This window comes from Streptomyces sp. JW3, assembly GCF_052216785.1.
Lineage (GTDB): Bacteria > Actinomycetota > Actinomycetes > Streptomycetales > Streptomycetaceae > Streptomyces.
This window is the reverse complement of record NZ_JBQOUX010000025.1, coordinates 21,192-45,367: the sequence shown is the minus strand read 5'-3', so window position 1 is coordinate 45,367 and position 24,176 is coordinate 21,192. Positions and strand designations below refer to the sequence as shown.

Below are 24,176 nucleotides of genomic sequence, written 5' to 3'. Positions count from 1 at the left end.
CCGATGACGACGATCCGCGTCATGCTCGTCGACGACCAGGCGCTGCTGCGCACCGGGTTCCGGATGGTGCTCGCCGCCCAGCCGGACATGGAGGTCGTGGCGGAGGCGGGGGACGGCGTCGAGGCGCTCCAGGTGCTGCGCGCCACCGCCGTGGACGTCGTCCTGATGGACGTCCGCATGCCCAAGCTGGACGGCGTGGAGGCCACCCGGCGCATCTGTGGCGAACCCGGCGCTCCCAAGGTGCTCATCCTGACCACCTTCGACCTCGACGAGTACGCCTTCTCGGCGCTGAAGGCGGGCGCCTCCGGTTTCTTGCTCAAGGACGTGCCGCCCGCCGAACTCCTCGCCGCCATCCGCTCGGTGCACAGCGGCGACGCGGTGGTCGCCCCCTCCACCACCCGGCGCCTGCTGGACCGCTTCGCCCCGATGCTGCCCAGCGGCACCCAGCAGCCCTCGCACGCCGGCCTCCAGCGGCTCACCGAGCGCGAACGGGAGGTCATGGTGCTGGTGGCCCAGGGCCTGTCCAACGGTGAGATCGCCGCCCGCCTGGTCCTGTCCGAGGCCACGGTGAAGACCCACGTCGGCCGCATCCTGACCAAGCTGGGCCTCCGGGACCGGGTACAGGTGGTGGTACTGGCGTACGAGACGGGGCTGGTACGGGCGGGCGGACGGGGCTGAGAGCGTGGGCATGCTGATCTGGATCAACGGCCCCTTCGGCGGCGGAAAGACCCAGACTGCGTACGAACTGCGCCGCCGTCTGCCCGGCAGTGTCGTCTGCGACCCCGAGCACCCCGGTTTCGGCCTGCACCGCATGCTGCCGCCGCGACTGCGGGCGGACTTCCGTCAGTTGCGGTCCTGGCGGCAGGGCGTGACCGAGGTCCTCGATCTGACCCTCACCCGGCACGACGGGGTGGTGATCGCCCCGATGACGGTCACCGATCCCGTCCACTTCGCCGAGACGGTCGGCGCACTTCGCGAACTGGGTCACGACGTACGGCACGTCACGCTCCTTGCCGACCGGGCGACCGTCCTGCGCCGGCTGCGGGAACGGGGCGTGGTCGAAGCCCTTCAGCGCCCTACCGGGAAGCCCCGCGAGAGCTGGGCCGTCCGGCAGCTGGACCACTGCCTGGAACGGCTGCGCGAGCCTGAGTTCGCCGCACACCTGTGGACGGACCGCGTGACCGTCCCGGAGACCGCCGACCGGATCGCCGCTCTGACCGGCCTGCGCCTCCGCCCGAACACCGAGGGTTGGCTACGGACGCGGATCCGGCAGGCGGGGATCGGCCTGCGGCACATCCGGTTCGACTGAGCGGGTCTGCCTACGAGGCATCCGTATCCAGCCGCCCCACGAAGTCGGCCACCGCCGCCCGTACGTCCTGTGCCGTCCACTCCAGCCCGGCGGCCCCCACCGCGACCTCCGTCATGGCGAGACCGGGACCCGGCGCGTCCCAGGGGCGGGAGAAGAGCAGGTCACCCGTCTCCTCGCCCTGCTGGATCGCCGCCTCGGTGACGGTGTCGGCGTCGTACGGCAGCCAGAGCTGGAACTCGTGGGTGTGCGGCACCTCGGGGTGGACCCGGGCCCACGGCACGCCCGCCGCCGCGAAGCCCTCCCGCAGCGCGTCGGCCACCACGCGCGCGTGCCGCACGTAGTCCGGCAGCCGGGGCAGCTCCCGCTCCAGCCCGGCCAGTGCCGCCAGCGCCGTCGGGAACTGCTGGAAGACCATGCCGCCGTACCGGTGCCGCCAGGTGCGCGCCTCCTCCACCAGGGTCCGGGGACCGGCCAGGGCGGCGCCGCCGAAGCCGTCCAGCGACTTGTAGAACGACACGTAGACGCTGTCCGCGAGGCCCGCGATCTCGTCCAGCGGCCGGCCGAAGTGCGTGCTGGTCTCCCACAGGCGGGCCCCGTCGAAGTGGACCACGGCGTCCCGCTCCCGGGCCGCCCCGGTCACCTCGGTCAGCTCCTCCCAGGTGGGCAGCAGATACCCGGCGTCGCGCAGCGGCAGCTCCAGCATCAGCGTCCCGAACGGCTCCTCGAAGTCCCGTACCTCCTCGGCGGTCGGCTGCCGGGGCGCGCTCGTCAGCCGCACCGGACGCAGCCCGCTCAGCTGGCTGAAGGCGTCCCGTTCGTGCACCTCGGGATGGGCGAGTCCGTGCAGGGCGACCACCTGGCTGCCGGTGCGCCCCGCCCAGCAGCGCAGGGCCACCTGCTGGGCCATCGTGCCGGTCGGGAAGAAGGCGGCGGCCTCCTTGCCGAGCAGCGCGGCGACCCGCTCCTCCAGGGCGGTGACGACGCCGTTGCCGTACTGGTCGGCCGGTTCGTCCAGGTCGTACAGCTCCCCGGCGCCGTCCAGGACGGCCAGCCGGCCCCGGAGCGAGCCGAGGAAGCCGGGGCGGGCGAGCACCCGCCGCGCGCCGCGGTGGGCGGCACCGCGCCGCTTCCGCAGCCGCTGCCCGCGTTCTTCCTCGGTCACCGGACCGCTCTGCCCAGCGTCATCTGTCACGTCTGTCATGTCTGCCACGTCATCAGCCATGGAGGCGATCATGCAGGGTGCCCTCCTGTGCGCGACACCGGATATCCGTCCACAGCTTGTGGAGGAACAGCCTGTGGACAACCGGCCGCCCCGGAACCGATCGCGTTAACATGACGAGAAATCGTCCGGTACCCAGCGCGGACTGGAACGGGAAGGCCACCGTCGCGTGCACACAACCCCACAACCCGATCCCAGGGACCGCCCCGCGCGGCTCACCGTCGGCGTCGTCGGCGCCGGCCGGGTGGGCCCCGCGCTGGCCGCGTCCCTCCAGCTCGCCGGGCACCGCCCGGTCGCCGCCTCGGGCGTCTCCGACGCCTCCCGGCGCCGCGCCGCGGCCCTGCTCCCCGACGTCCCGCTGGTGGAGCCCGCCGAGGTCCTGCGCCGCGCCGAACTCGTACTGCTCACCGTCCCCGACGACGCCCTGCCCGCCCTGGTGGCCGGCCTCGCCGAGACCGGCGCCGTCCGCCCGGGCCAGTTGCTCGCGCACACCTCCGGACGGTTCGGCACCCGGGTCCTGGACCCCGCCCGGCGGGCCGGCGCCCTGCCGCTGGCCCTGCACCCGGCGATGACCTTCACCGGCACCCCCGTCGACGTACAGCGGCTGGCCGGCTGCTCCTTCGGCGTCACCGCGCCCGACGAACTGCGGCTGGCCGCCGAGGCCCTGGTCATCGAGATGGGCGGCGAGCCGGAGTGGATCGACGAGGAGAAGCGCCCGCTGTACCACGCGGCCCTCGCCCTCGGCGCCAACCACCTGGTCACCCTGGTCGCCCAGTCCCTGGAACTGCTGCGCACCGCCGGCGTCGGCGCCCCCGACCGGATGCTCGGCCCGCTGCTCGGCGCGGCCCTGGACAACGCCCTGCGCTCCGGCGACGCGGCCCTGACCGGCCCGGTCGCGCGCGGGGACGCGGGCACGGTGGCCGCGCACATCGAGGAACTGCGCGCGCACGCCCCGGCCACCGTCGCCGGCTACCTGGCGATGGCCCGCGCGACCGCCGACCGGGCCCTGGCCCACGGCCTGCTGGAACCACGGCTCGCCGAGGACCTGCTCGGCGTACTCGCCGGGGGAGCGGAGGGGAACGGGAGCGCCGGGGGGAACGGGAGCGCCGGGGGGAACGGGAGCGCCGGGGGGAACGGGAACGACCCCGAAGACACCCAGGGATCTGAAGGCCCCCAAGCCCCGGAAAGCGCCCCCGAAGGAGCCCTCGAAACCCCCGAAACCCCCGAAACCCCTGAAACCCCCCAAGCCCCCGAAGCCCCCGAAGCCCCCCAAGCCCCCGAAGCCCCCCAAGCCCACGAACACCCCGAAGGCACCCAAGGCCCCGATCACCCCGAAGGCACCCAAGGCCCCGAAGGGACCGCACGATGACCGCCGCCGCCACCGTCCTCCTCGGCACCGCCGCCGAACTGCACGCGCGCGAGCGCCGGGGCCGCCGCGCCCTGGTGATGACGATGGGCGCCCTGCACGAGGGCCACGCCACCCTGATCCGCGCCGCCCGCGAGCTGGCCGGCCCGGACGGCGAGGTGGTCGTCACGGTCTTCGTCAACCCGCTCCAGTTCGGCGCCGGCGAGGACCTCGACCGCTACCCGCGCACCCTGGACGCCGACCTCGCGCTGGCCGCACAAGCCGGTGCCGACGCCGTCTTCGCCCCGTCCGCCGACGAGGTCTACCCGGGCGGCGAACCCCAGGTCCGCGTCTCCGCCGGCCCGATGGGCGAACGCCTGGAGGGCGCCGCCCGCCCCGGCCACTTCGACGGCATGCTCACGGTCGTCGCCAAGATGCTGCACCTGACCCGCCCGGACGCCGCGCTGTTCGGGCAGAAGGACGCCCAGCAGCTCGCGCTGATCCGCCGCATGGTCCGCGACCTGAACTTCGGCATCGAGATCGTCGCCGTCCCCACCGTCCGCGAGGCGGACGGCCTCGCCCTCTCCAGCCGCAACCGCTACCTCTCGGCCGCGGAACGGCGTACCGCCCTCGCCCTGTCCGCGGCCCTGTTCGCCGGCCGTGACCGGCACGCCGCCCAGGAGGCGCTGCGCGCCCGGGCCCGCGAGGTGCCCGCCACACAGGCGCGGGCCGACGCGCTCGGCAGGCTCGGCGAGTCCCGCGCGGCGGCCGACACGCACGCCGTCGCGCAGGCCGCCCCGCACACCGGCAGCGGCCCGGCGGCCGTCCGCGCCGCCGCCCGCGCGGTGCTGGACGACGCGGCCCGCGCCACCCCGCCGCTGCTCCTGGACTACCTGGCCCTGGTGGACCCCGCCGACTTCACCGAGGTCGACGAGGACTTCACCGGCGAGGCCGTCCTCGCCGTCGCCGCCCGGGTCGGCACCACCCGCCTGATCGACAACCTCCCCCTCACCTTCGCCACCACTCCCGGAGCCGCCGTATGACCGGCACAGGCATACCAGCGCGACCGCATCAGCGACCGGAACCGCGACCGCATCAGCGACCGGAACCGCGACCGCGACTGCACGCTCCCACCCCCGGCTGGTCCCTCGACGCGGACGTGGTCGTGGTCGGCTCCGGCGTGGCCGGTCTCACGGCCGCGCTGCGCTGCGAGGCGGCCGGACTGCGTCCCGTCGTCGTCACCAAGGCCCGGCTGGACGCCGGCTCCACCCGCTGGGCGCAGGGCGGCATCGCGGCGGCCCTCGGCGAGGGCGACACCCCCGCCCAGCACCTGGACGACACCCTGGTCGCGGGCGCCGGCCTGTGCGACGAGGAGGCGGTGCGCATCCTCGTCACCGAGGGCCCCGACGCCGTACGCCGCCTGATCGCGACCGGCGCGCACTTCGACGAAGCGGCCGACGGCGCCCTGGAGCTGACCCGGGAGGGCGGCCACCACCGCCGCCGCATCGCCCACGCGGGCGGCGACGCCACGGGCGCGGAGATCTCCCGTGCCCTGGTCGAGGCGGTCCGCGCCCGCACCATCCCGACCGTCGAGAACGCGCTCGTCCTGGACCTCCTCACGGACGCCGAGGGCCACACCGCCGGCGTCACCCTGCACGTCATGGGCGAGGGCCAGCACGACGGCGTGGGCGCGGTGCACGCCCCCGCCGTCGTCCTCGCCACCGGCGGCATGGGCCAGGTCTTCTCGGCGACGACCAACCCGTCCGTCTCCACCGGCGACGGAGTGGCCCTCGCCCTGCGCGCCGGCGCGGAGGTCAGCGACCTCGAATTCGTCCAGTTCCACCCCACCGTGCTCTTCCTCGGCCCGGACGCGGAGGGCCAGCAGCCGCTGGTCTCGGAGGCGGTCCGCGGCGAGGGCGCCCACCTGGTCGACGCGGCCGGCACCCGCTTCATGCTCGGGCAGCACGAACTGGCCGAACTGGCCCCCCGGGACATCGTCGCCAAGGCCATCACCCGCCGGATGCTCGAACAGCGGGCCGAGCACATGTACCTGGACGCCCGCCACTTCGGCCGGGCCATGTGGGAGACCCGCTTCCCGACCATCCTCGCCGCCTGCCGGGCCCACGGCATCGACCCGGTCACCGAACCCATCCCGGTGGCCCCCGCCGCGCACTACGCCTCCGGCGGCGTCCGCACCGACGCCACTGGCCGCACCACCGTCCCCGGCCTCTACGCGTGCGGCGAGACCGCCTGCACCGGCGTGCACGGCGCCAACCGGCTGGCCTCCAACAGCCTCCTGGAAGGCCTGGTCTACGCCGAACGCATCGCCGCCGACCTGGCCGCCCGCAAGGCGTCCGGCACCCTCACCCCCCGCCCGCCGCACACCCCCGCACCGGCCCGCGACCCGCACCCCCTGCTCCCCCCGGAGGCCCGCTTCACCCTCCAGCGGATCATGACCGAGGGCGCCGGTGTGCTGCGTTCCGCCGAGTCCCTCACCCGGGCGGCCGACCGCCTCCAGCACCTCCACGACCAGGCCCGCGAGGCCCTCGACGTGCACGGCAAGACCACCGAGCCGGGTGTCGACACCTGGGAGACCACCAACCTCCTGTGCGTGGCCAGCGCCCTGCTCACCGCCGCCGCGCTGCGCACCGAGACCCGGGGCTGCCACTGGCGCGAGGACACCCCCGACCGGGACGACGACAGCTGGCGCCGCCACATCGTCGTACGCCTGAACCCGGACCGTGCCCTCGCCGTGCACACCACACAGACCGCAGACTTTCCCCCGACCGGACAGCCGGCGCGGCGAAACCCCCGACCTCCCCAGGAGCAGTGACGACGTGACCACCCACGACCTCCCCCTCGCCCCCGACGGAGGCTGCGGCGACGGCTGCGCCTGCGGAGCCGGTACCGCCGAAGACGAGGACTACCTGGAGTGCGGCCTGGACCCCGCGCTCGCCCAGCTCCTGACCGAGGCCGGCCTCGACCCGGTGGAGATCGAGGACATCGCCAACGTCGCCGTCCAGGAGGACCTGGCCGGCGGCGTGGACGTGACGACGGTCGCCACCATCCCCGAGGACGCGGTCTCCACCGCCGACTTCACCGCCCGCGAGGCCGGTGTCGTGGCCGGCCTCAGGGTCGCCGAGGCGGTCCTGTCCGTCGTCTGCACGGACGAATTCGAAGTGGAACGCCACGTGGAGGACGGCGACCGCGTCGAGCCGAACCAGACCCTCCTCTCCGTCACCTCCCTCACCCGCGACCTGCTCACCGCCGAACGCAGCGCGCTGAACATCCTGTGCCGCCTCTCCGGCATCGCGACGGCCACCCGCGCGTGGGCGGACGCCCTGGAGGGTACGGAGACGAAGGTCCGCGACACCCGCAAGACCACCCCCGGCCTGCGCAGCCTGGAGAAGTACGCGGTCCGCTGCGGCGGCGGCGTCAACCACCGCATGTCCCTCTCGGACGCGGCCCTGGTCAAGGACAACCACGTGGTGGCGGCCGGCGGCGTCGCGGCGGCCTTCCAGGCGGTCCGCGACCGCTTCCCCGACCTGCCCATCGAGGTCGAGGTCGACACCCTGCACCAGCTCCGCGAGGTGCTGGAGACGGGCGCCGACCTGATCCTCCTGGACAACTTCACCCCCGGCGAATGCGAGGAGGCGGTCGCCCTGGTGGACGGCCGAGCCGCCCTCGAAGCCTCCGGCCGCCTCACCATCGACAACGCCAAGACCTACGCCGCGACCGGCGTCGACTACCTGGCCGTAGGAGCCCTCACGCACTCCTCGCCCGTCCTCGACATCGGCCTCGACCTGCGCCCGGCGGAGTAGACGGACCATGCTGCTGACGATCGACGTAGGAAACACCCACACCGTCCTCGGTCTCTTCGACGGCGACGAGATCGTCGAACACTGGCGCATTTCCACCGACGCCCGCCGCACCGCCGACGAGCTGGCGGTCCTGCTCCAGGGCCTGATGGGCATGCACCCGCTGCTCGGCGACGAACTGGGCGACGGCATCGACGGCATCGCCATCTGCGCGACCGTCCCGTCCGTCCTGCACGAACTGCGCGAGGTGACCCGCCGCTACTACGGCGACGTCCCGGCCGTCCTCGTCGAACCGGGCGTCAAGACGGGCGTCCCGATCCTCACCGACAACCCCAAGGAGGTCGGCGCCGACCGCATCATCAACGCGGTGGCCGCCGTCGACCTCTACGGCGGCCCCGCCGTCGTCGTCGACTTCGGCACGGCGACGACGTTCGACGCGGTGTCCGCGCGCGGCGAGTACGTCGGCGGGGTCATCGCGCCCGGCATCGAGATCTCGGTCGACGCGCTCGGCGTCAAGGGCGCGCAACTCCGCAAGATCGAGGTGGCCCGCCCGCGCAGCGTGATCGGCAAGAACACGGTCGAGGCGATGCAGGCGGGCATCGTGTACGGCTTCGCCGGCCAGGTCGACGGGGTGGTCGGCCGGATGGCCCGCGAGCTGGCCGACGACCCCGACGACGTCACGGTCATCGCGACCGGCGGACTGGCCCCCATGGTCCTGGGCGAGTCCTCGGTCATCGACGAACACGAGCCGTGGCTGACCCTGATCGGCCTCCGCCTGGTCTATGAGCGAAACGTGTCCCGGCTCTGACGGCGGGGTTGGGCAGGGGGTATGGCGCGACCCGGCGCTGGCCGGGCGCCGCCGCGCCCACCCGTGCCGCCCCTGGGGGTACCTCCCAGGCCGTTCAGGCACGGGGGGAGGCACGACTGCCCGCGGTTGGGCGGGTACGTACCCGCAGTCGCGTACGGCGGAAAGGGGACGGGGTGGGGGGTGTCCGCCCGCAGCGGTTGGCGCGTCAACCCGTTCCACCCCCGTAACAGACCCATTCCGCGCCGTTCCGAGGACGGACACCCCCCACCCCGGCCCCGACCCACCACCAAACCGAGGGCGCTACGCGCACCCCCACCCCACCCGCGCAGGCCGCCGCAGGCATCCCACCCCCACCCGAGTGGGACCGATACGCCACACCTCTCACCCTGTGCCGAGTTTGTCTGATTAGCGCGTATCGTCGCCGCATGCCCACGCCATACGGATCCCGCGGCGGCCTGGCGTTCGGTGTGGAGGAGCTGCGTGTGCTCCGCCGCGCCCTCGCCCTCGCCCTGAACCCCAGCCCCGTCTCGGCCGAGGACGCCCAGGACTGCCTCCGCCTGGCCGAGTCGCTCGACGAGGCGACGCGGGAGAGCGCCCGGCTGCGCACCTTCCTCCTGGCCGACCTCGCCCGGTACCGCGCCGCCCTCCCCGGCACCGCCACCGGCTACCTCGCCCTCCTCGACGAGGCCCTCGGCGCCGGCCACCGCCCGACCCGGGACGACCTCGCCGCCCTCGGCGCCCTCCGCGGCAACCCCACCGCCGCCGCCCTCCTCGGACGCTGCCAGACCCCCACCTCCGTCACAGCCACCCCCGTCACAGCCACCCCTGTCACAGCCACCCCCGTCACAGCCACCCTCGGCACCCCCGCCCCCACCACCCCCGCCATCCCCGCCATCCCCGCCGCCCGCACCCGCCTGCTCGCCGTCCCGCACGGCGGCCCCGCCGAGAAGCCCGGCACCCCCCAGCCCCAGCCTCAGCGCCAACCGCAGCCCCAGCCCCGCCCCACCTCACCGCCCCCCGCCACCCCCAAGCGCCCCGTCCCCACCCCCGGCGAGGTCTTCCCCCGCCGCAAGCCGGCCCCGCCCCCGCCGCCCCCCGGACAGCACCTCGCGGCAGGCTGAGCCGACCCGGTGGCTACCCTGGGGTCATGGACTACGTCTCCGCGCTCGTGCCCCCGGTCGTCATGGCCGTGCTCTTCATCGCCGTGATCAGGGTGATCGTGAAGACCCAGGGCGGCGCCAACAAGGCCAAGGAGGACGCGGCCGTCGACGCCGCCCTCGCCCAGTCGGAGGCCGCCCGCCGGCCGTCCGCCCCGCACACCGAGGTCTGAGCCCTTCATCCCATTTGCCGGTAAACCGCACGTCCAGCACGCCTCGGGAAGAATCTCCCACTAGTGTGCTGAACGTGCCTCGCCCATTGGGAGAACTCGAAGACGCGGTCATGACCAGGGTGTGGAAGTGGAACCGCCCGGTGACCGTCCGAGAAGTCCTTGAAGATCTCCAGCAGGAACGGTCGATCGCCTACACCACGGTGATGACCGTTTTGGACAATCTTCATCAGAAGGGCTGGGTCCGTCGCGAGGCCGAAGGCCGGGCCTATCGATATGAGGCCGTCTCCACCCGCGCCGCCTACGCCGCCGCCCTGATGAACGACGCGTGGTCCCAGAGCGACAACCCGGCCGCCGCCCTCATCGCCTTCTTCGGCATGATGAGCGAGGAACAGCGGCAGGCCCTGAGAGACGCCATCCGCATCGCCCAGGGCCCTGAAACCCCGGAGCCCCAGAACCCGCGGTCCCAGAACCCGGACTCCGCACGGAACCCCGACGCCGCCCCCGAACCCGATGAGCGATAGCGTCCGCTCATGTCAGCAGTGAGCCCCGAAGTCACCGCAAAAGCCATCACCGTACGCCGGGCCCGCACCAGCGATGTCCCCTCCGTCCGCCGGCTCCTCGACGCCTACGTACGCGGCCGCATCCTGCTCGACAAAGCGATGGTGACGCTTTACGAGGACATCCAGGAGTTCTGGGTCGCGGAGCGGGACGACAACGCCGAGGTGGTCGGCTGCGGCGCCCTGCACGTCATGTGGGAAGACCTCGCGGAAGTACGGACTCTCGCGGTGAAGCCCGGCCTCAAGGGCGCGGGCGTCGGTCATCAGTTGCTGGAGAAGTTGCTGGAGACCGCACGCTGGCTCGGCGTTCGCCGGGTTTTCTGTCTGACCTTCGAAGTGGACTTCTTCGGCAAGCACGGCTTCGTGGAGATCGGCGAGACGCCGGTCGACACCGATGTCTACGCGGAGTTGCTCCGTTCCTATGATGAGGGCGTCGCGGAGTTCCTCGGTCTCGAACGAGTGAAACCGAACACCTTGGGCAACAGCCGGATGCTTCTGCATCTGTGATCGTCGGCGCCGGTACTGCCGTCTGCCGTCTGCCGTCCGCACGACATCCGCCAGGTTTATTCTCCGCACGCCACCCCTCAAGCGTGCCCCTTTGTCCGAAACGCGCATCTTCCGGCCCGCTGCGGAGCCACTGCTCTCCGCCGGGGGTTTGTGTTTTTCCGGCAAAAGCGGTTTGCTTTCCGACGTACTGCAGTACTGCATATAACAAGGGGCGACGAGCCCTCAAGTTATCGATGAAAGGAAATCCGGTGGCACAGAAGGTTCAGGTCCTTCTTGTCGATGACCTCGACGGCGGCGAGGCGGACGAGACCGTGACGTTCGCGCTGGACGGCAAGACGTACGAGATCGATCTCACGACTGCCAATGCGGACAAGCTCCGTGGCCTTCTCGACCCGTACGTGAAGGGCGGCCGGCGCACCGGAGGCCGTGCTTCCGGCGGGCGCGGCAAGGCCCGCGCCGCTGCCGGCGGCAGCCAGGACACCGCGGCGATCCGCGCCTGGGCCAAGGAGAACGGTTACGAGGTCAATGACCGCGGCCGCGTCCCGGCGACCATTCGCGAGGCGTACGAGAAGGCCAACGGCTGATCACCGAGACGGCCGTCCCTGCCACCGCCGGACCCCCGGCGACGGCATCGGCGGCGAACTCACCGGCATCCCTGCGAGCGCGGCCCGCCCGCGCCCCGCAGCCGGACGCGATGGCAGTGCGTCGCCACCGTGTCGACCAGCCGGACGAGATCGGGTGCGAGACCGGGGGCGCCCCCACCGCCCCCCGGAGCCGACAGCGTCGGCAGCGAGGCCTCGACCTCGCCCCCCGGCACAGGGGGCCGCAGCCACACGGCGGCCCCCTGCCGACAACACCCCCCGGACCCACCCACCGGGACCCCGACGGGAACGGCAACCCCCACCTCGCCTTGCCCACCCTCCCCACCCTCCCCACCGTCCCCACCCTCCCCCCTCGACTCTCTCGGCCCCGTCACCCCCCTCTCCCCCCACGGCACAGGAGCCTCCACAAGCTCCCCCGCCCCCCGCGCCGACAGATCCAGCGGCAGCGTCCCCCACTCCAGCCACTCCAGCAGCCCGGGCAGTTCCTCCGCGCTGCCCGCGGCCACCAGCAGCAGCATCCGGTCGCCCCGCAGCGCCACCGGAGCGGGCCCGCCAAGCCGCCACAGGGCCGCCCGCCCGGCCTCGGCCGGAACGTCCAGGACGTCGAAGCGGACGCCGGTGCGCAGCCGTACCGGAGTCCCCGGCGCCGTCTCCCAGCCCAGCCCGCTCTCGTACCACCACCGGACCCGTCGCTCCCAGGTCCCCTCGGCACCGGCATCGACCATGCCGGAGCAACCGCCCCAAGGACTCACAAGTCACGGTGAGTGTGCGTGCGAACGCACAGAGTGCCCACCGCGGGGGCGTGAAGGGGCACGGCGAGGCACGAGGTTGTTCGCCCGTAGCGGAGGGAATCGGTGTGCGCGGCATGGACTGTCAGTCGGGGCGGGTAAGACATCCCTAGTGAGAGGGGGCGACACGCAGAAAAGGCCGGCTCGCGTTCGCCATCGGCGTACTGGCGACTGGGGTAAGTGCCTGGCCTGCGGGAACATCGTCTCGCACCATCGGGTTGGAGCAGATGTCGGCGTTGCGGGTCAGGAGGCCATCGACGGTGTCGGCAGTTGGAATGAGCGGTCCCCGCTTGCGGGACTAAGCTGCGGAAGGACAGGGAGGGGAAGTTCCCCTTACTGCCTGACCGCTCTGAGGAGCGATTAACGATGTTCGAGAGGTTCACCGACCGCGCGCGGCGGGTTGTCGTCCTGGCTCAGGAAGAAGCCCGGATGCTCAACCACAACTACATCGGCACCGAGCACATCCTCCTGGGCCTGATCCACGAGGGTGAGGGTGTCGCCGCCAAGGCCCTTGAGAGCCTCGGGATTTCGCTCGAGGCGGTCCGCCAGCAGGTGGAGGAGATCATCGGCCAGGGCCAGCAGGCCCCGTCCGGGCACATCCCCTTCACCCCCCGTGCCAAGAAGGTCCTGGAGCTGTCGCTCCGCGAGGCCCTTCAGCTGGGCCACAACTACATCGGCACGGAGCACATCCTGCTCGGCCTGATCCGTGAGGGCGAGGGCGTCGCCGCCCAGGTCCTGGTCAAGCTGGGCGCAGACCTCAACCGGGTGCGGCAGCAGGTGATCCAGCTGCTCTCCGGTTACCAGGGCAAGGAGACCGCCACCGCCGGCGGCCCTGCCGAGGGCACCCCCTCGACGTCCCTGGTCCTCGACCAGTTCGGCCGGAACCTCACCCAGGCCGCTCGTGAGTCCAAGCTCGACCCGGTCATCGGGCGCGAGAAGGAGATCGAGCGGGTCATGCAGGTGCTGTCCCGCCGTACCAAGAACAACCCGGTGCTGATCGGCGAGCCCGGCGTCGGCAAGACCGCCGTCGTCGAGGGCCTCGCCCAGGCCATCGTCAAGGGCGAGGTGCCCGAGACCCTCAAGGACAAGCACCTCTACACCCTGGACCTCGGCGCGCTGGTGGCCGGCTCCCGCTACCGCGGTGACTTCGAGGAGCGCCTGAAGAAGGTGCTCAAGGAGATCCGCACCCGCGGCGACATCATCCTGTTCATCGACGAGCTGCACACCCTCGTGGGTGCGGGCGCCGCCGAGGGCGCGATCGACGCCGCCAGCATCCTCAAGCCGATGCTGGCCCGCGGTGAGCTCCAGACCATCGGCGCCACCACGCTGGACGAGTACCGCAAGCACCTGGAGAAGGACGCGGCCCTGGAGCGCCGCTTCCAGCCCATCCAGGTCGCCGAGCCCTCGCTCCCGCACACCATCGAGATCCTCAAGGGTCTCCGTGACCGCTACGAGGCCCACCACCGCGTCTCGATCACGGACGAGGCCCTGGTCCAGGCGGCCACCCTGGCCGACCGCTACATCTCGGACCGGTTCCTCCCCGACAAGGCGATCGACCTGATCGACGAGGCCGGCTCCCGGATGCGCATCCGCCGGATGACCGCGCCGCCGGACCTTCGCGAGTTCGACGAGAAGATCGCCGGCGTCCGCCGCGACAAGGAGTCCGCGATCGACTCGCAGGACTTCGAGAAGGCCGCCTCCCTGCGCGACAAGGAGAAGCAGCTCCTCGCCGCGAAGGCCAAGCGGGAGAAGGAGTGGAAGGCCGGCGACATGGACGTCGTCGCCGAGGTCGACGGCGAGCTGATCGCCGAGGTCCTGGCCACGGCGACCGGCATCCCGGTCTTCAAGCTGACCGAGGAGGAGTCCAGCCGTCTGCTCCGCATGGAGGACGAGCTGCACAAGCGGGTCATCGGCCAGAAGGACGCCGTCAAGGCGCTCTCGAAGGCGATCCGCCGTACCCGGGCCGGTCTGAAGGACCCGAAGCGCCCCGGTGGCTCGTTCATCTTCGCCGGCCCGTCCGGTGTCGGTAAGACCGAGCTGTCCAAGGCGCTCGCCGAGTTCCTCTTCGGCGACGAGGACGCGCTGATCTCCCTCGACATGTCGGAGTTCAGCGAGAAGCACACGGTCTCGCGGCTCTTCGGTTCGCCCCCCGGTTACGTGGGCTACGAAGAGGGCGGCCAGCTCACCGAGAAGGTGCGCCGCAAGCCGTTCTCCGTCGTCCTGTTCGACGAGGTGGAGAAGGCCCACCCGGACATCTTCAACTCGCTGCTCCAGATCCTGGAGGACGGTCGGCTGACCGACTCCCAGGGCCGGGTCGTGGACTTCAAGAACACGGTCATCATCATGACGACCAACCTCGGCACCCGGGACATCTCCAAGGGCTTCAACCTCGGCTTCGCCGCCGCGGGTGACACGAAGACCAACTACGAGCGCATGAAGAACAAGGTCTCGGACGAGCTGAAGCAGCACTTCCGGCCCGAGTTCCTCAACCGCGTCGACGACGTGGTCGTCTTCCCGCAGCTGACCCAGGCCGACATCCTCGCGATCGTCGACCTGATGATCGGCAAGGTGGACGAGCGCCTCAAGGACCGGGACATGGGCCTGGAGCTCTCCCAGTCCGCCAAGGAACTGCTGTCCAAGAAGGGCTACGACCCGGTGCTGGGCGCGCGTCCGCTGCGCCGCACGATCCAGCGCGAGGTCGAGGACACGCTGTCGGAGAAGATCCTCTTCGGCGAGCTGCGCCCCGGTCACATCGTGGTCGTGGACACCGAGGGCGAGGGCGAGTCCCAGACCTTCACCTTCCGCGGCGAGGAGAAGTCGGCCCTGCCCGACGCCCCGCCGATCGAGCAGGCGGCCGGCGGCGCCGGGCCGAACCTGAGCAAGGAGGCGTAAGCCTCACGCGGTGAGAAGAAGGGCCGGTGCGTGAGCACCGGCCCTTCTTCTGTTTCTCAGGCGGGCCCGCCCTCGCCCGCGTTCCAGACGCTGATCCGCAGCCGCGGGTGCCGCCGGCGCAGCCGTGCCAGGGCCGGACCGTCGGCGGACAGCTCGTGCTCGTGGGCCGCCACCAGGGTGAGGCGCTCCAGCCCGGGGAAGACCTCCGCCAGTGCCTCCACGTCGTCCGTGCCGGCGACCTGCCGCAGCCGCAGCGACGCCACCTGGGGAATGGGGCCGTGCTGCCGCAGCTCGGCGAAGGGCGGCGCGGTCGTGTCGACCTCGGTGATCCGGTCCCGGCCACGGACGAAGCCCCAGAACTCCGCGGTGTTCAGCGGCAGCGGCAGAGTGAGCGAGGTCAGGGCCTCCCAGGCGTCGATGCCCCCGATGTCCACCAGCCGCCGGGCCGGCAGCGCGAGCCGGGTGACCGTGCGGTGGACCGGGATCTCGGTCACCCGGGTGAGCTGCGAGTTGTCCAGGGTCAGCGAGGTCAGCGCCGGAACGCTCGCCAGATGCCGCAGCGCGTCGGACTCCAGCGGCACCCGCAGGATCAGCGAGGTCAGCGCGGGCAGTTCGGACACCGCCGAGATGTCCCGCAGCGCCAAGGCGGTCGCGGTGACCTCCAGGGATTCCAGCGACCGGCCGTGCACGCGCAGGAAGTCGAGGTCCGTCAGCGCGGGCAGCCGGGACAGCCGCAGCGCCCGCAGTCCGGGCAGTCGGGCCGCGGCCAGCTCGGCCGAGGTGAAGGGCCCGCTCAGCACCAGCCGTCTGCCGATCGGCAGCCGGTGCAGCAGCTCCAGCTGTTCCCGGGTGCTCACGGGCGCCGACAGTTCCGGCGACATCAGGCTCAGCACCGAGCGGGCGTACTCCTCGGCGGGGAAGTTGTTCCAGGAGTGCAGCAGCCGTACCGGTACCGAGCTGGACCGGCCCGGGGTGGCGACGAGCAGGCGGGCGTAGGGGATGGCCTCCGTGCCGCCGACCTTGCCGACCAGCTCGGCCATCGTCCGGCTCCGGGCCGGTCCCAGCGTCGCGGGGTGGGGCAGGAACTGGAGTACGTACGGTCCGAGCCGGGCCGCCTGGACCACGTCGGTCGGGGTGAGGGCGGCCATGAGGGCGAGGACGCGCTCGCGGATCCGTTCCTGGAGGGCACTGTCCAGCCAGGCCGCGTGCTGGGCGCACAGGGCGGTCAGCACGGTCAGCTGGGTGCGCAGCGGCGCCGGGGTGTCCGGGGCGTCGCAGCGGACGAGCAGCCCCCTCAGCAGCTCGCCGATCTCGCGGCGGCAGTGGCCCGCGGCCAGCAGGATGACGTCCTGCCACAGTCCGTCGTCGGCGTTGCGGACGAGTTCGCGCAAGGAGTTGCTCTCGACGAGTTCCTTGGCGGCGAGGAAGTCCTGGAAGGTGCGGTGGATGAACTGGTAGGAGCCGTCGCCGCGCTCCTGGAGCAGTCCGGAGCGGTTGATCAGGTGGGTGAGGATGGATTCCGGGCTGCCCTGGGCGCGGGCCCGCTCCATCCCGGCGAGGGCCGCGGCGAGCTGTGGCCGGGCCTCGTCGCGGGTGAACTCCGACTGTCCGCAGCGCAGCAGCCACACCGCGACGCGCTGGAGGATCTGGTGGTGCTCCTCGACGGTCATGGTGATGCCGTCGGGCGCGTCGACCCGGCGGCGGGTGTCGCGGTGGCCGAGGAGCATCTCCAGGGCCGACCGGTAGAGCTTGAACCGGGTCTCGGGCAGGAACCCCTGGTGCCTGCGGTGCAGCGCGCAGATCACCGCGCACAGCAGCGGTGTGCGGGCCAGGTCGCGCAGCGCGGAGCTGTGCCGGAACTGCCGCGACAGATCCTGCTCCAGTTCCGCGAGCAGCGCGTGGTCGTCGTCCTCCAGCCGGGCCGCGCGGTGCCACAGGGAGACGAACGTCTGGATGTCCTCGTCCCGCATCGGCAGCAGCCGCAGCTCCTCGAACCGGGCCTGGGCCAGCCAGTCGGGTTCCACGGCCAGCGGTCGTACCGTCACGACGCAGGACGTACGGGGGTAGCGGGCCAGCAGCGCCGACAGCCAGCGGTGGGCCTCCTCGCGGTCGGCCCCCGGCACCTCGTCCAGCCCGTCCACCAGCAGCAGTGCCCGCCCGGCCTCCAGCACCCGGCCGGCCCAGCCGGCGGGCGGCTCGTCGATCACCGTGCGGGCGGCGTGCGGCAGCGAGCCGGGGGAGGGGAAGGCGCCGCCCTGGGAGCGCAGGTTGCGCAGCGGAACGATGAAGGGGACCAGGCCGTTGAGTCCGGCCAGGGCGGGGCCGAAGGTGCCCGCGGCGGCGTGTGCCGCCAGCCACCACACGAGGGTGGTCTTGCCGGCGCCCGCGTCGCCGCGCAGCAGCACCCGGGGCCGGCCTGCCAGCAGGGTGTCGATCCGCTGCGGGATGCGGGCGGCCACCGAGAACGGCTGCCGGGTGGTCGTGGTGTCCAGGTTCCGGGCGGTGGTGTCGGAGGTGCGGGCCGCCGCCTCCAGACTCAGATAGGCGGTGTCGAGGTCCCACTCCGACTCACGGCGGCCCAGGTCGTCCAGCCCGAAGATCCGCATCCGGCGGAACGCGATGCCGACGGCCCGGGCGTAGTCCCGCTCGTAGCCGCCGTCGACCGGGTGGTGGCGGGTGATCGGCTCGGTCTCGGGGAGGTCGTACGGCAGTGCGGTCAGGTCGCCGATGAGGACGCCCTCGGCGCGCAGGTGGCTCCGGTCGCGGGGGATGGACGTGACGATGCCGAGGAGCACGTCGCCGGCGAAGACGGGGGCTCCGGAGAGACCGGCCAGTGGGCTCGGGCCGTCCGGTGGGCCCTCGGTGGCGGGAGTCCGGTCGAAGGAGAACGTCAGGACGGAGCGCGGGGCGGCGGCGGCCGGCAGCACCCGGCCGGTGAACTGGTCGGTGGCCAGCCGGTTGCCGGTGTGCCGCTGGACGTCCGGGTAGCCGATGATCTCGCAGTCCGGGAGGGCCTGTTCGGTCGCCGGGCGGCCGATCCGCACATGGGCGGAGCAGGCGAGTTCCTCGCTGGTCAGGAGCAGCGCGGTGTCCTGGGCGGGGTCGGACCAGACGACCTCGGCCGGGATCTGGCCGGTGTGCGCGGGATGGGCGACGTGCGCGGCGGTGCCGGTCCCGACGACATGGGCGCAGGTCAGGACGAGCCGCCCGTTGAGGGCCACGCCGCTGCCCTGCCGGTCCCCGACCACGACGACCGCACGGCGGGCCGGTGTGTCGGCGGGGATCACTGCGCGGGACGGGCGGGGCCGGGAACCGGGCCGGGAACCGGGGCAGCGGGGCGGCCGGAGCCGGTGCCGTCGCCGAAGCCCGCCGTACTGCCGTGGTCGTCGTGGCCGACCAGCCAGGGGGCGCGGGTACGGGCGTCGCGCGGGGTGAGGGTGAAGCAGACGCGATGGGTGAGGCCGCTGGTGCGGGCGGTGTCGGCGCCGGCCTCGACCACCCAGGCCCGGACCTTGCCGCCGCCCTTGTTCTCGCGGCGCAGTTCGAGGGTGAACTCCATCTCCACCGGTCCCACTTCGAAGGAGACCGGCGCTCCGGTGGCCCGGGTGGCCGCCTCGACGAGCTGGTCGCGGACCGAGGCGATGGCGTCGGCGAGATCAATACCGGCGGTGTCCGTGGTGCTGCCGGCCGTGTCCATGCATTACCCCCCGTGGCATGCCTGTCGTACTCACAGCTACCGCAAGGCTACGCCTGCCCGGCGTAGCCCGGGTCACATTCGGCCGGTCACCGATCACGTCCCCCGGTGACATGCCGCACAGGCGATCCGGGCGGTACTACGGGGAATAGTGGAGCAGGCGATAAGTGAGAAATCGGGCAAACCGCCACACGGGAGGGCTCCAGCTCCGACCCCGTGACCTGCTTTGTCCTAAATGGGAAGCCCGTCAAGAGATAGGTAGTTTCGGGGTCAATTACTAGATACGGTCGTAGGTCACACCTTTGTGCCGGTACGGCCGGGTGGGTTACCAAGGTGGAGCCCGCCCGGTGAGCGACCGTTCGCCGGATGGGCGTTTCCCTGACCCCGTCCCCATGAGGTTCGCATGTCTTCGCGTGTCACGTCCCGCTCTTCCCGTACGACCGCCCTTCGCACCCGCGCCGCAGTCCTGGCCGCCGGCCTGGGAGCCTCGGTCGCGCTGGGAGCCGGGGTCGCGGCAGCCGCCGACACCACGGCGGCCTCCAGCACCGCCGGCGCCGTCCAGGCGCAGGCCGAGGCTCAGGCCAAGGCCGCCACCGCCAAGACCGAGGCCAAGCAGGCCGCCGCCAAGAAGGCCGCCTCCTGGGTCGACCCGGTGAAGAAGTACACCCTCAGCGCCACCTTCAACCAGGCCGGCGGCATGTGGTCGCACAAGCACAGCGGCCAGGACTTCGCCGTCCCCACCGGCACCGAGGTGATGGCCGCGCACGGCGGCACCGTCGTCAAGGCCGGCGGCAACGGCGCCGGTGACGGCCCCGCCTACGGCAACGCCATCGTCATCAAGCACGGCAACGGCACGTACTCCCAGTACGCCCACCTGTCGCGGATCGACGTGAAGGTCGGCCAGGTCGTCAAGACCGGCCAGCACATAGCCCTGTCCGGCTCCACCGGCAACTCCAGCGGCCCGCACCTGCACTTCGAGATCCGTACCACCGCGAACTACGGTTCGGCGGTCGACCCGGTCGCGTTCCTGCGCTCCAAGGGTGTGACCGTCTGACCGGCGGCACGTGCCGACAAGAGCCTCAGCGCCCCTGATGGGCCTGGGTGATCAGATCGATGGCGACCTCGAGCGCGGCCTTGCGCTTGGCCTCGGGGTCGCCTTCGAGGTCCTGGAGGACGATCATCCCGGCGTGCAGCGTGAACATCGCGCTGACGCAGCGCACCTGGTCGGTCAGCTCCGCCTCCGGGTCGACCAGGATGTCCTTCAGACTCAGCGTGCGGCTCTTGAGCATCTCGCCGATGCGCAGTTCCCGTACCGTCGCCTGGTTCTCCTGCATGAAGCGGAACAGCGGGGCGGCGCCCGCCAGGGCCGCGCTGTAGCGGCGCACCATCTCCTGCTTCGTCTCCAGCGAGCGGGGCTGCTCCAGGCCCCACTCGATCAGCTGCTCCATGGGCTGGGTGAGGTCCGCGAAGATGCTGACCAGGATCTCTTCCTTGGTCTTGAAGTGGTAGTACAGGGCCGCCTTGGTGACGTCCAGGCGCTCGGCGATCTCGCGCAGGGAGGTCTTCTCGTAGCCCTGCTCGGCGAAGAGCTCGAGCGCCACGTCCTGGATGCGCTGGCGGGTGTCCCCGCGGCGTCGCTGCTGCTTGGTGCCGTCCATCGTGTCGCCCATCTTCCTATGTCACCTCCGTTCCGCGCACGTCCCGAGAAACTTACTTGACGCCCGGCTAGTTACGCGGCTACCTTCAAGTGTAGTCACTAGCCGGGCGGCAAGTAAGTCCCCGGGAGAGACCCCGGGTGCTGGGGGAGTGGGAGTTATGGCGGAGACAGCGACAGCCGGGGCGACCGGCGAGAAGCAACCGAAGAGCGTGCGGGTCGTCCTGCTGGCGCTCATGATCGCGATGATGCTCGCGATGCTGGACAACATGATCATCGGCACCGCGATGCCGACCATCGTCGGCGAGCTCGGCGGCCTGGAACACCTGGCGTGGGTGGTGACGGCGTACACGCTGGCCACCGCGGCCGCCACCCCCCTGTGGGGCAAGCTCGGCGACCTGTACGGCCGCAAGGGCACGTTCATGACGTCGATCGTGCTCTTCCTGATCGGCTCGGCGCTCAGCGGCATGGCCCAGGACATGGGCCAGCTCATCGCCTTCCGCGCGGTGCAGGGCCTGGGCGCCGGCGGCCTGATGGTCGGCGTCATGGCGATCATCGGCGACCTGATACCGCCCCGCGAGCGCGGCAAGTACCAGGGCATGATGGCCGGCGTCATGGCGCTGGCGATGATCGGCGGACCGCTGGTCGGCGGCACCATCACCGACAACTGGGGCTGGCGCTGGTCCTTCTACATCAACCTGCCGCTCGGCGTGATCGCGCTGGTCGCCATCAGTCTCGTACTGCATCTGCCGAAGAAGCGGGCCCAGGCGCGCATCGACTATCTCGGCGCCGCGCTGCTGACCGTCGGCATCACCGCGATCGTCCTGGTCACCACCTGGGGCGGCACGGAGTACGCCTGGACCTCCGCGCGGATCATGGAGCTGATCGGCATCGGGGTCGCGGCCCTGGTCGGGTTCGTGTTCTGGCAGACCAAGGCCGCCGAGCCGATCATGCCGCTGCACATCTTCCGCAGCCGCAACTTCACGCTGATGTCCCTCATCGGCTTCATCGTCGGATTCGTGATGTTCGGCGCGACGCTCTTCCTGCCGCTCTACCAGCAGTCGGTGCAGGGCGCGTCCGCCACCAACTCCGGGCTGCTGCTCCTGCCGATGCTCGGCGCGATGCTGGTCACCTCGATGGTGGCGGGCCGGGTGACCACCAACACCGGCCGGTACAAGATCTTCCCGATCGCCGGCGGCGCGCTGATGACGGTCGGACTGTTCCTGCTGTCGCTGATGGACACGGACACCTCGCGGTTCACCTCCGGGGTGTACATGGCCGTCGTCGGTCTCGGCATGGGCTGCCTGATGCAGATCACCATGCTGGTGGCGCAGAACAGCGTGGAGATGAAGGACATGGGCGTGGCCTCCTCGTCCACCACCCTGTTCCGCACCCTCGGCTCCTCCTTCGGCGTCGCGATCATGGGCGCCCTGTTCAATCACCGCGTCCAGGACGTCATGGCCGAGCGCGCCGGTGACCTGGGCTCAAAGGTGACCGAGCAGTCCGCCCAGCTCGACGCGGCCAGCCTCGCCAAGCTGCCGGAGCTGGCCCGGGAGGCGTACCAGCACGCGGTGTCCGCGGGCACCCACGGGGCGTTCCTGCTCGGCGCCGGGGTGGCGGTGCTGGCGCTGATCGCGGCCGTGTTCGTCAAGGAGGTCCCGCTCAAGGGGACGGGCCCGAAGACGGACCAGGAGCCGGGCGAGGGCCCGGCCGAGGGCGCGGCGCTGAAGACACCGGCGGTCGAGGCGGTCTGATTCAGCCGCCCCCCCGTTGACCCCGTGGGCGAGGCCCCGAGACCGTGGTCCGCGGTCTCGGGGCCTCGCCTGCATCCTCAGCGGTTCGGCTGATTCGGCCGCACCTCAGTGGTTCGGCTGATTCGGCCGGGTCCGTCAGCGGTTCGGCTGATTCGGCCGGTCCGCTCGAACCGTTCGGTCCGCTCGGTGCGCTCGGCCCGTCCGAACCGCTCGGTCCGCTCGGTCCGGGAGCATCGGGTAGCTGCCGGTGTTCGTCGGTGCGTGTTCCGGCAGCCACAGGACGGCGACGGCTCCCTCGGCGGGCGCGTCGTCGGGGGCCCCGGGGGGCCGTACGTTGCGGAAGGTCAGCCGTGCGCCCAGTACCCGGGCCTGTCCCGCCGCGATGGTCAGCCCCAGCCCGTGCCCCCGGCCGGCCCGGTCCGCGCTGCCGGTGCGGAAACGGCTCGGGCCCGCGGCGAGCAGCCCCTCGGGAAAGCCCGGCCCGTGATCGCGCACCCGCACCACCCGGCCCTCGACACTGACCTCGATCGGCGGCCGGCCGTGCCGGGCGGCGTTGGCGAGCAGGTTGAACAGCACCCGCTCCAGCCGGCGCGGATCGGTGGTGACCGCCGACTCGTGCAGCACCCGCACCCGTACGTCCCCGCCCTTGGCCGCCACCCGCCGGGCCACGAACTCGCCCAGCACGATGTCCTGCAACTCGGCCCGCTCCGAGGCGCTGTCCAGCCGGGCCACCTCCAGTACGTCCTCGACCAGGGTGCGCATCGCCTTGGCCCGGTCCAGCACCAGCTCGGTCGGCCGGCCCGGCGGCAGCAGCTCGGCGGCGGTCAGCAGTCCCGTCACCGGGGTGCGCAGCTCGTGCGCGATGTCGGCGGTGACCCGGCGCTCCGCCTCCAGCCGCTGCTGCAACGTCTCCGTCATCGCGTCCACCGCCCGCGCGAGGTCGTCGGTCTCGTCCCGCACCACCCCGCCGATGGCGTCCCGCACCCGTACGTCGGTCTCGCCGGCGGCGACCTGGTTCGCGGCGGCGGCGGCCTTGCGCAGCCGGCGCGAGAGCTGACCGCCGATGAGCACGCCGAGCGCGCTGCCGCCCAGCACGACCGTGATCGAGCCGATGACCAGGGCCTGGTCGAGGTCTTCGAGGATGTCGGAGCTGCGGTCGGTGAACCCGGTGTGCAGCGACATCACATGCCCGTCCTTGAGCGGTACGGCGGCCCAGATGTCGGCGGCGCCGCCCGCCCGGTCGGAGACGAAGGTCGCCCGGCGCCCCTGCTCGGCCTTCTCGCGCAGCTCGGCGGGCAGCCCCGGGTCGTCGATCTGGGCGTTGGGGAAGTTGAGCCGCCCCGACAGCTCGTAGTTGCGCTGGGCGACCAGGACGCGTTCGTCGGCGAGGTCCCGCGCGTTGTCCAGCATCGACACCCGGGCGGCGTTGTGCACGACCAGACTGAGCGCGACCGCGACCAGCGCGCCGACCAGCGCGATGGCCGCGCTCAGCTTCCACCGCAGACCGGTACGGATGGCGGCCCGCCGCAGCACGGCGGCGCGCAGGACGGTGCGCAGGGGGGTGCGGGGCGGGACGGCGGGCCCCGGTCCGGTACGGACGTCCGCACTCCGCGCCCCGTCGGCCTTCGGTCCCGTAAGCCCGTCCGCGTGCGCGTCGCCACGCCGTCCGTCCGCGTGCGCGTCGTCACGCCGTCCGTCCGCGTGCGCGTCGTCACGCCGTCCGTCCGCGTGCGCGTCGTCACGCCGTCCGTCCGCGTGCGTGTCGTCACGCCGTCCGTCTGCGTGCGTGTCGTCACGCCGTCCGTCCGTGTGCGCGTCGTCACGCATCTCCGTGCGCAGGTCGTCCCCACGCCCGCCCGTGGGCACGTCACTCCCACGCACCTCCGCGCGCCGGCGCGG

Annotated in this window: 21 protein-coding genes; 15 read left to right on the top strand and 6 right to left on the bottom strand. The window is 72.1% G+C overall.

Annotated features, from left to right (window positions below; translation table 11 throughout):
- The first annotated feature begins 3 nt into the window (after positions 1 to 3).
- Both ACTT8P_RS13380 and ACTT8P_RS13375 read left to right on the top strand, forming a co-directional pair.
- Positions 4 to 678 (top strand): response regulator, encoded by a 675-nt coding sequence (locus ACTT8P_RS13380; RefSeq protein WP_442831836.1) that lies wholly within the window; start codon positions 4 to 6, stop codon positions 676 to 678.
- A 10-nt stretch (positions 679 to 688) separates the two neighbouring features.
- On the top strand, positions 689 to 1,309 hold the full coding sequence (locus ACTT8P_RS13375) for an AAA family ATPase (protein ID WP_442831835.1): 621 nt from the start codon (positions 689 to 691) through the stop codon (positions 1,307 to 1,309).
- 10 nt (positions 1,310 to 1,319) lie between these two features.
- On the opposite strand, the gene ACTT8P_RS13370 is transcribed toward ACTT8P_RS13375, so the two are convergent.
- Positions 1,320 to 2,510: a threonine aldolase family protein gene (locus ACTT8P_RS13370; RefSeq protein ID WP_442831834.1), complete on the bottom strand. Its 1,191-nt coding sequence runs from the start codon at positions 2,508 to 2,510 to the stop codon at positions 1,320 to 1,322.
- A 187-nt stretch (positions 2,511 to 2,697) separates the two neighbouring features.
- Here ACTT8P_RS13370 and ACTT8P_RS13365 point away from each other — a divergent pair, with 187 nt between their 5' ends.
- From ACTT8P_RS13365 to ACTT8P_RS13320, 10 genes are all read left to right on the top strand, one after another.
- Positions 2,698 to 3,897, top strand: coding sequence for a DUF2520 domain-containing protein (locus tag ACTT8P_RS13365; protein WP_442831833.1), 1,200 nt, complete (start codon positions 2,698 to 2,700; stop codon positions 3,895 to 3,897).
- Positions 3,894 to 4,916: a pantoate--beta-alanine ligase gene (gene panC, locus ACTT8P_RS13360; protein ID WP_442831832.1), complete on the top strand. Its 1,023-nt coding sequence runs from the start codon at positions 3,894 to 3,896 to the stop codon at positions 4,914 to 4,916. The genes ACTT8P_RS13365 and panC overlap by 4 nt, the downstream gene beginning before the upstream one ends.
- Positions 4,913 to 6,706 (top strand): L-aspartate oxidase, encoded by a 1,794-nt coding sequence (locus tag ACTT8P_RS13355; protein WP_442831831.1) that lies wholly within the window; start codon positions 4,913 to 4,915, stop codon positions 6,704 to 6,706. The genes panC and ACTT8P_RS13355 overlap by 4 nt, the downstream gene beginning before the upstream one ends.
- Before the next feature lie 4 nt (positions 6,707 to 6,710).
- On the top strand, positions 6,711 to 7,694 hold the full coding sequence (gene nadC, locus ACTT8P_RS13350) for a carboxylating nicotinate-nucleotide diphosphorylase (protein ID WP_442831830.1): 984 nt from the start codon (positions 6,711 to 6,713) through the stop codon (positions 7,692 to 7,694).
- A 7-nt stretch (positions 7,695 to 7,701) separates the two neighbouring features.
- On the top strand, positions 7,702 to 8,499 hold the full coding sequence (locus ACTT8P_RS13345) for a type III pantothenate kinase (RefSeq protein WP_403541618.1): 798 nt from the start codon (positions 7,702 to 7,704) through the stop codon (positions 8,497 to 8,499).
- A gap of 425 nt (positions 8,500 to 8,924) precedes the next feature.
- Positions 8,925 to 9,620 (top strand): hypothetical protein, encoded by a 696-nt coding sequence (locus tag ACTT8P_RS13340; RefSeq protein ID WP_442831829.1) that lies wholly within the window; start codon positions 8,925 to 8,927, stop codon positions 9,618 to 9,620.
- Between the two features lie 26 nt (positions 9,621 to 9,646).
- Complete coding sequence (locus ACTT8P_RS13335) at positions 9,647 to 9,829, top strand: hypothetical protein (protein WP_442831828.1); 183 nt, start codon at positions 9,647 to 9,649, stop codon at positions 9,827 to 9,829.
- Between the two features lie 110 nt (positions 9,830 to 9,939).
- Entirely contained in the window at positions 9,940 to 10,350 is a 411-nt protein-coding gene (locus tag ACTT8P_RS13330; protein WP_442831827.1) for a BlaI/MecI/CopY family transcriptional regulator, read from the top strand.
- Between the two features lie 9 nt (positions 10,351 to 10,359).
- The gene (locus ACTT8P_RS13325) at positions 10,360 to 10,893 is read left to right on the top strand and encodes an amino-acid N-acetyltransferase (protein WP_442831826.1); all 534 of its coding nucleotides are present in this window, start codon (positions 10,360 to 10,362) and stop codon (positions 10,891 to 10,893) included.
- Positions 10,894 to 11,141: 248 nt separating this feature from the next.
- A complete protein-coding gene (locus tag ACTT8P_RS13320; RefSeq protein WP_442831825.1) occupies positions 11,142 to 11,477 on the top strand; it encodes a histone-like nucleoid-structuring protein Lsr2 in 336 nt (111 codons plus the stop codon).
- A 59-nt stretch (positions 11,478 to 11,536) separates the two neighbouring features.
- On the opposite strand, the gene ACTT8P_RS13315 is transcribed toward ACTT8P_RS13320, so the two are convergent.
- The gene (locus tag ACTT8P_RS13315; RefSeq protein WP_442831824.1) at positions 11,537 to 12,220 is read right to left on the bottom strand and encodes an SCO3374 family protein; all 684 of its coding nucleotides are present in this window, start codon (positions 12,218 to 12,220) and stop codon (positions 11,537 to 11,539) included.
- 429 nt (positions 12,221 to 12,649) lie between these two features.
- Between ACTT8P_RS13315 and ACTT8P_RS13310 the strand changes: the two genes are divergently transcribed.
- Entirely contained in the window at positions 12,650 to 15,175 is a 2,526-nt protein-coding gene (locus tag ACTT8P_RS13310) for an ATP-dependent Clp protease ATP-binding subunit (protein WP_442831823.1), read from the top strand.
- A gap of 56 nt (positions 15,176 to 15,231) precedes the next feature.
- Here the strand turns inward: ACTT8P_RS13310 and ACTT8P_RS13305 are convergent, their stop codons facing one another.
- Together ACTT8P_RS13305 and ACTT8P_RS13300 are read right to left on the bottom strand one after the other, a co-directional pair.
- Positions 15,232 to 18,462, bottom strand: a complete 3,231-nt coding sequence (locus tag ACTT8P_RS13305; RefSeq protein ID WP_442831822.1) for an NACHT domain-containing protein — start codon at positions 18,460 to 18,462, stop codon at positions 15,232 to 15,234.
- Positions 18,459 to 18,872 (bottom strand): trypco2 family protein, encoded by a 414-nt coding sequence (locus tag ACTT8P_RS13300; RefSeq protein WP_442831821.1) that lies wholly within the window; start codon positions 18,870 to 18,872, stop codon positions 18,459 to 18,461. Before ACTT8P_RS13300 ends, ACTT8P_RS13305 begins: the two co-directional genes overlap by 4 nt.
- Positions 18,873 to 19,272: 400 nt before the next feature.
- Here ACTT8P_RS13300 and ACTT8P_RS13295 point away from each other — a divergent pair, with 400 nt between their 5' ends.
- Complete coding sequence (locus ACTT8P_RS13295; RefSeq protein ID WP_442831820.1) at positions 19,273 to 19,923, top strand: M23 family metallopeptidase; 651 nt, start codon at positions 19,273 to 19,275, stop codon at positions 19,921 to 19,923.
- A 25-nt stretch (positions 19,924 to 19,948) separates the two neighbouring features.
- Here ACTT8P_RS13295 and ACTT8P_RS13290 read toward each other — a convergent pair whose 3' ends face one another.
- Positions 19,949 to 20,539: a TetR/AcrR family transcriptional regulator gene (locus ACTT8P_RS13290; protein WP_442831819.1), complete on the bottom strand. Its 591-nt coding sequence runs from the start codon at positions 20,537 to 20,539 to the stop codon at positions 19,949 to 19,951.
- A 145-nt stretch (positions 20,540 to 20,684) separates the two neighbouring features.
- Between ACTT8P_RS13290 and ACTT8P_RS13285 the strand changes: the two genes are divergently transcribed.
- A complete protein-coding gene (locus ACTT8P_RS13285; RefSeq protein WP_442831818.1) occupies positions 20,685 to 22,277 on the top strand; it encodes an MDR family MFS transporter in 1,593 nt (530 codons plus the stop codon).
- Between the two features lie 135 nt (positions 22,278 to 22,412).
- Here the strand turns inward: ACTT8P_RS13285 and cseC are convergent, their stop codons facing one another.
- Positions 22,413 to 24,104 (bottom strand): two-component system sensor histidine kinase CseC, encoded by a 1,692-nt coding sequence (gene cseC / locus ACTT8P_RS13280; RefSeq protein ID WP_442831817.1) that lies wholly within the window; start codon positions 24,102 to 24,104, stop codon positions 22,413 to 22,415.
- Positions 24,105 to 24,176 lie beyond the last annotated feature (72 nt).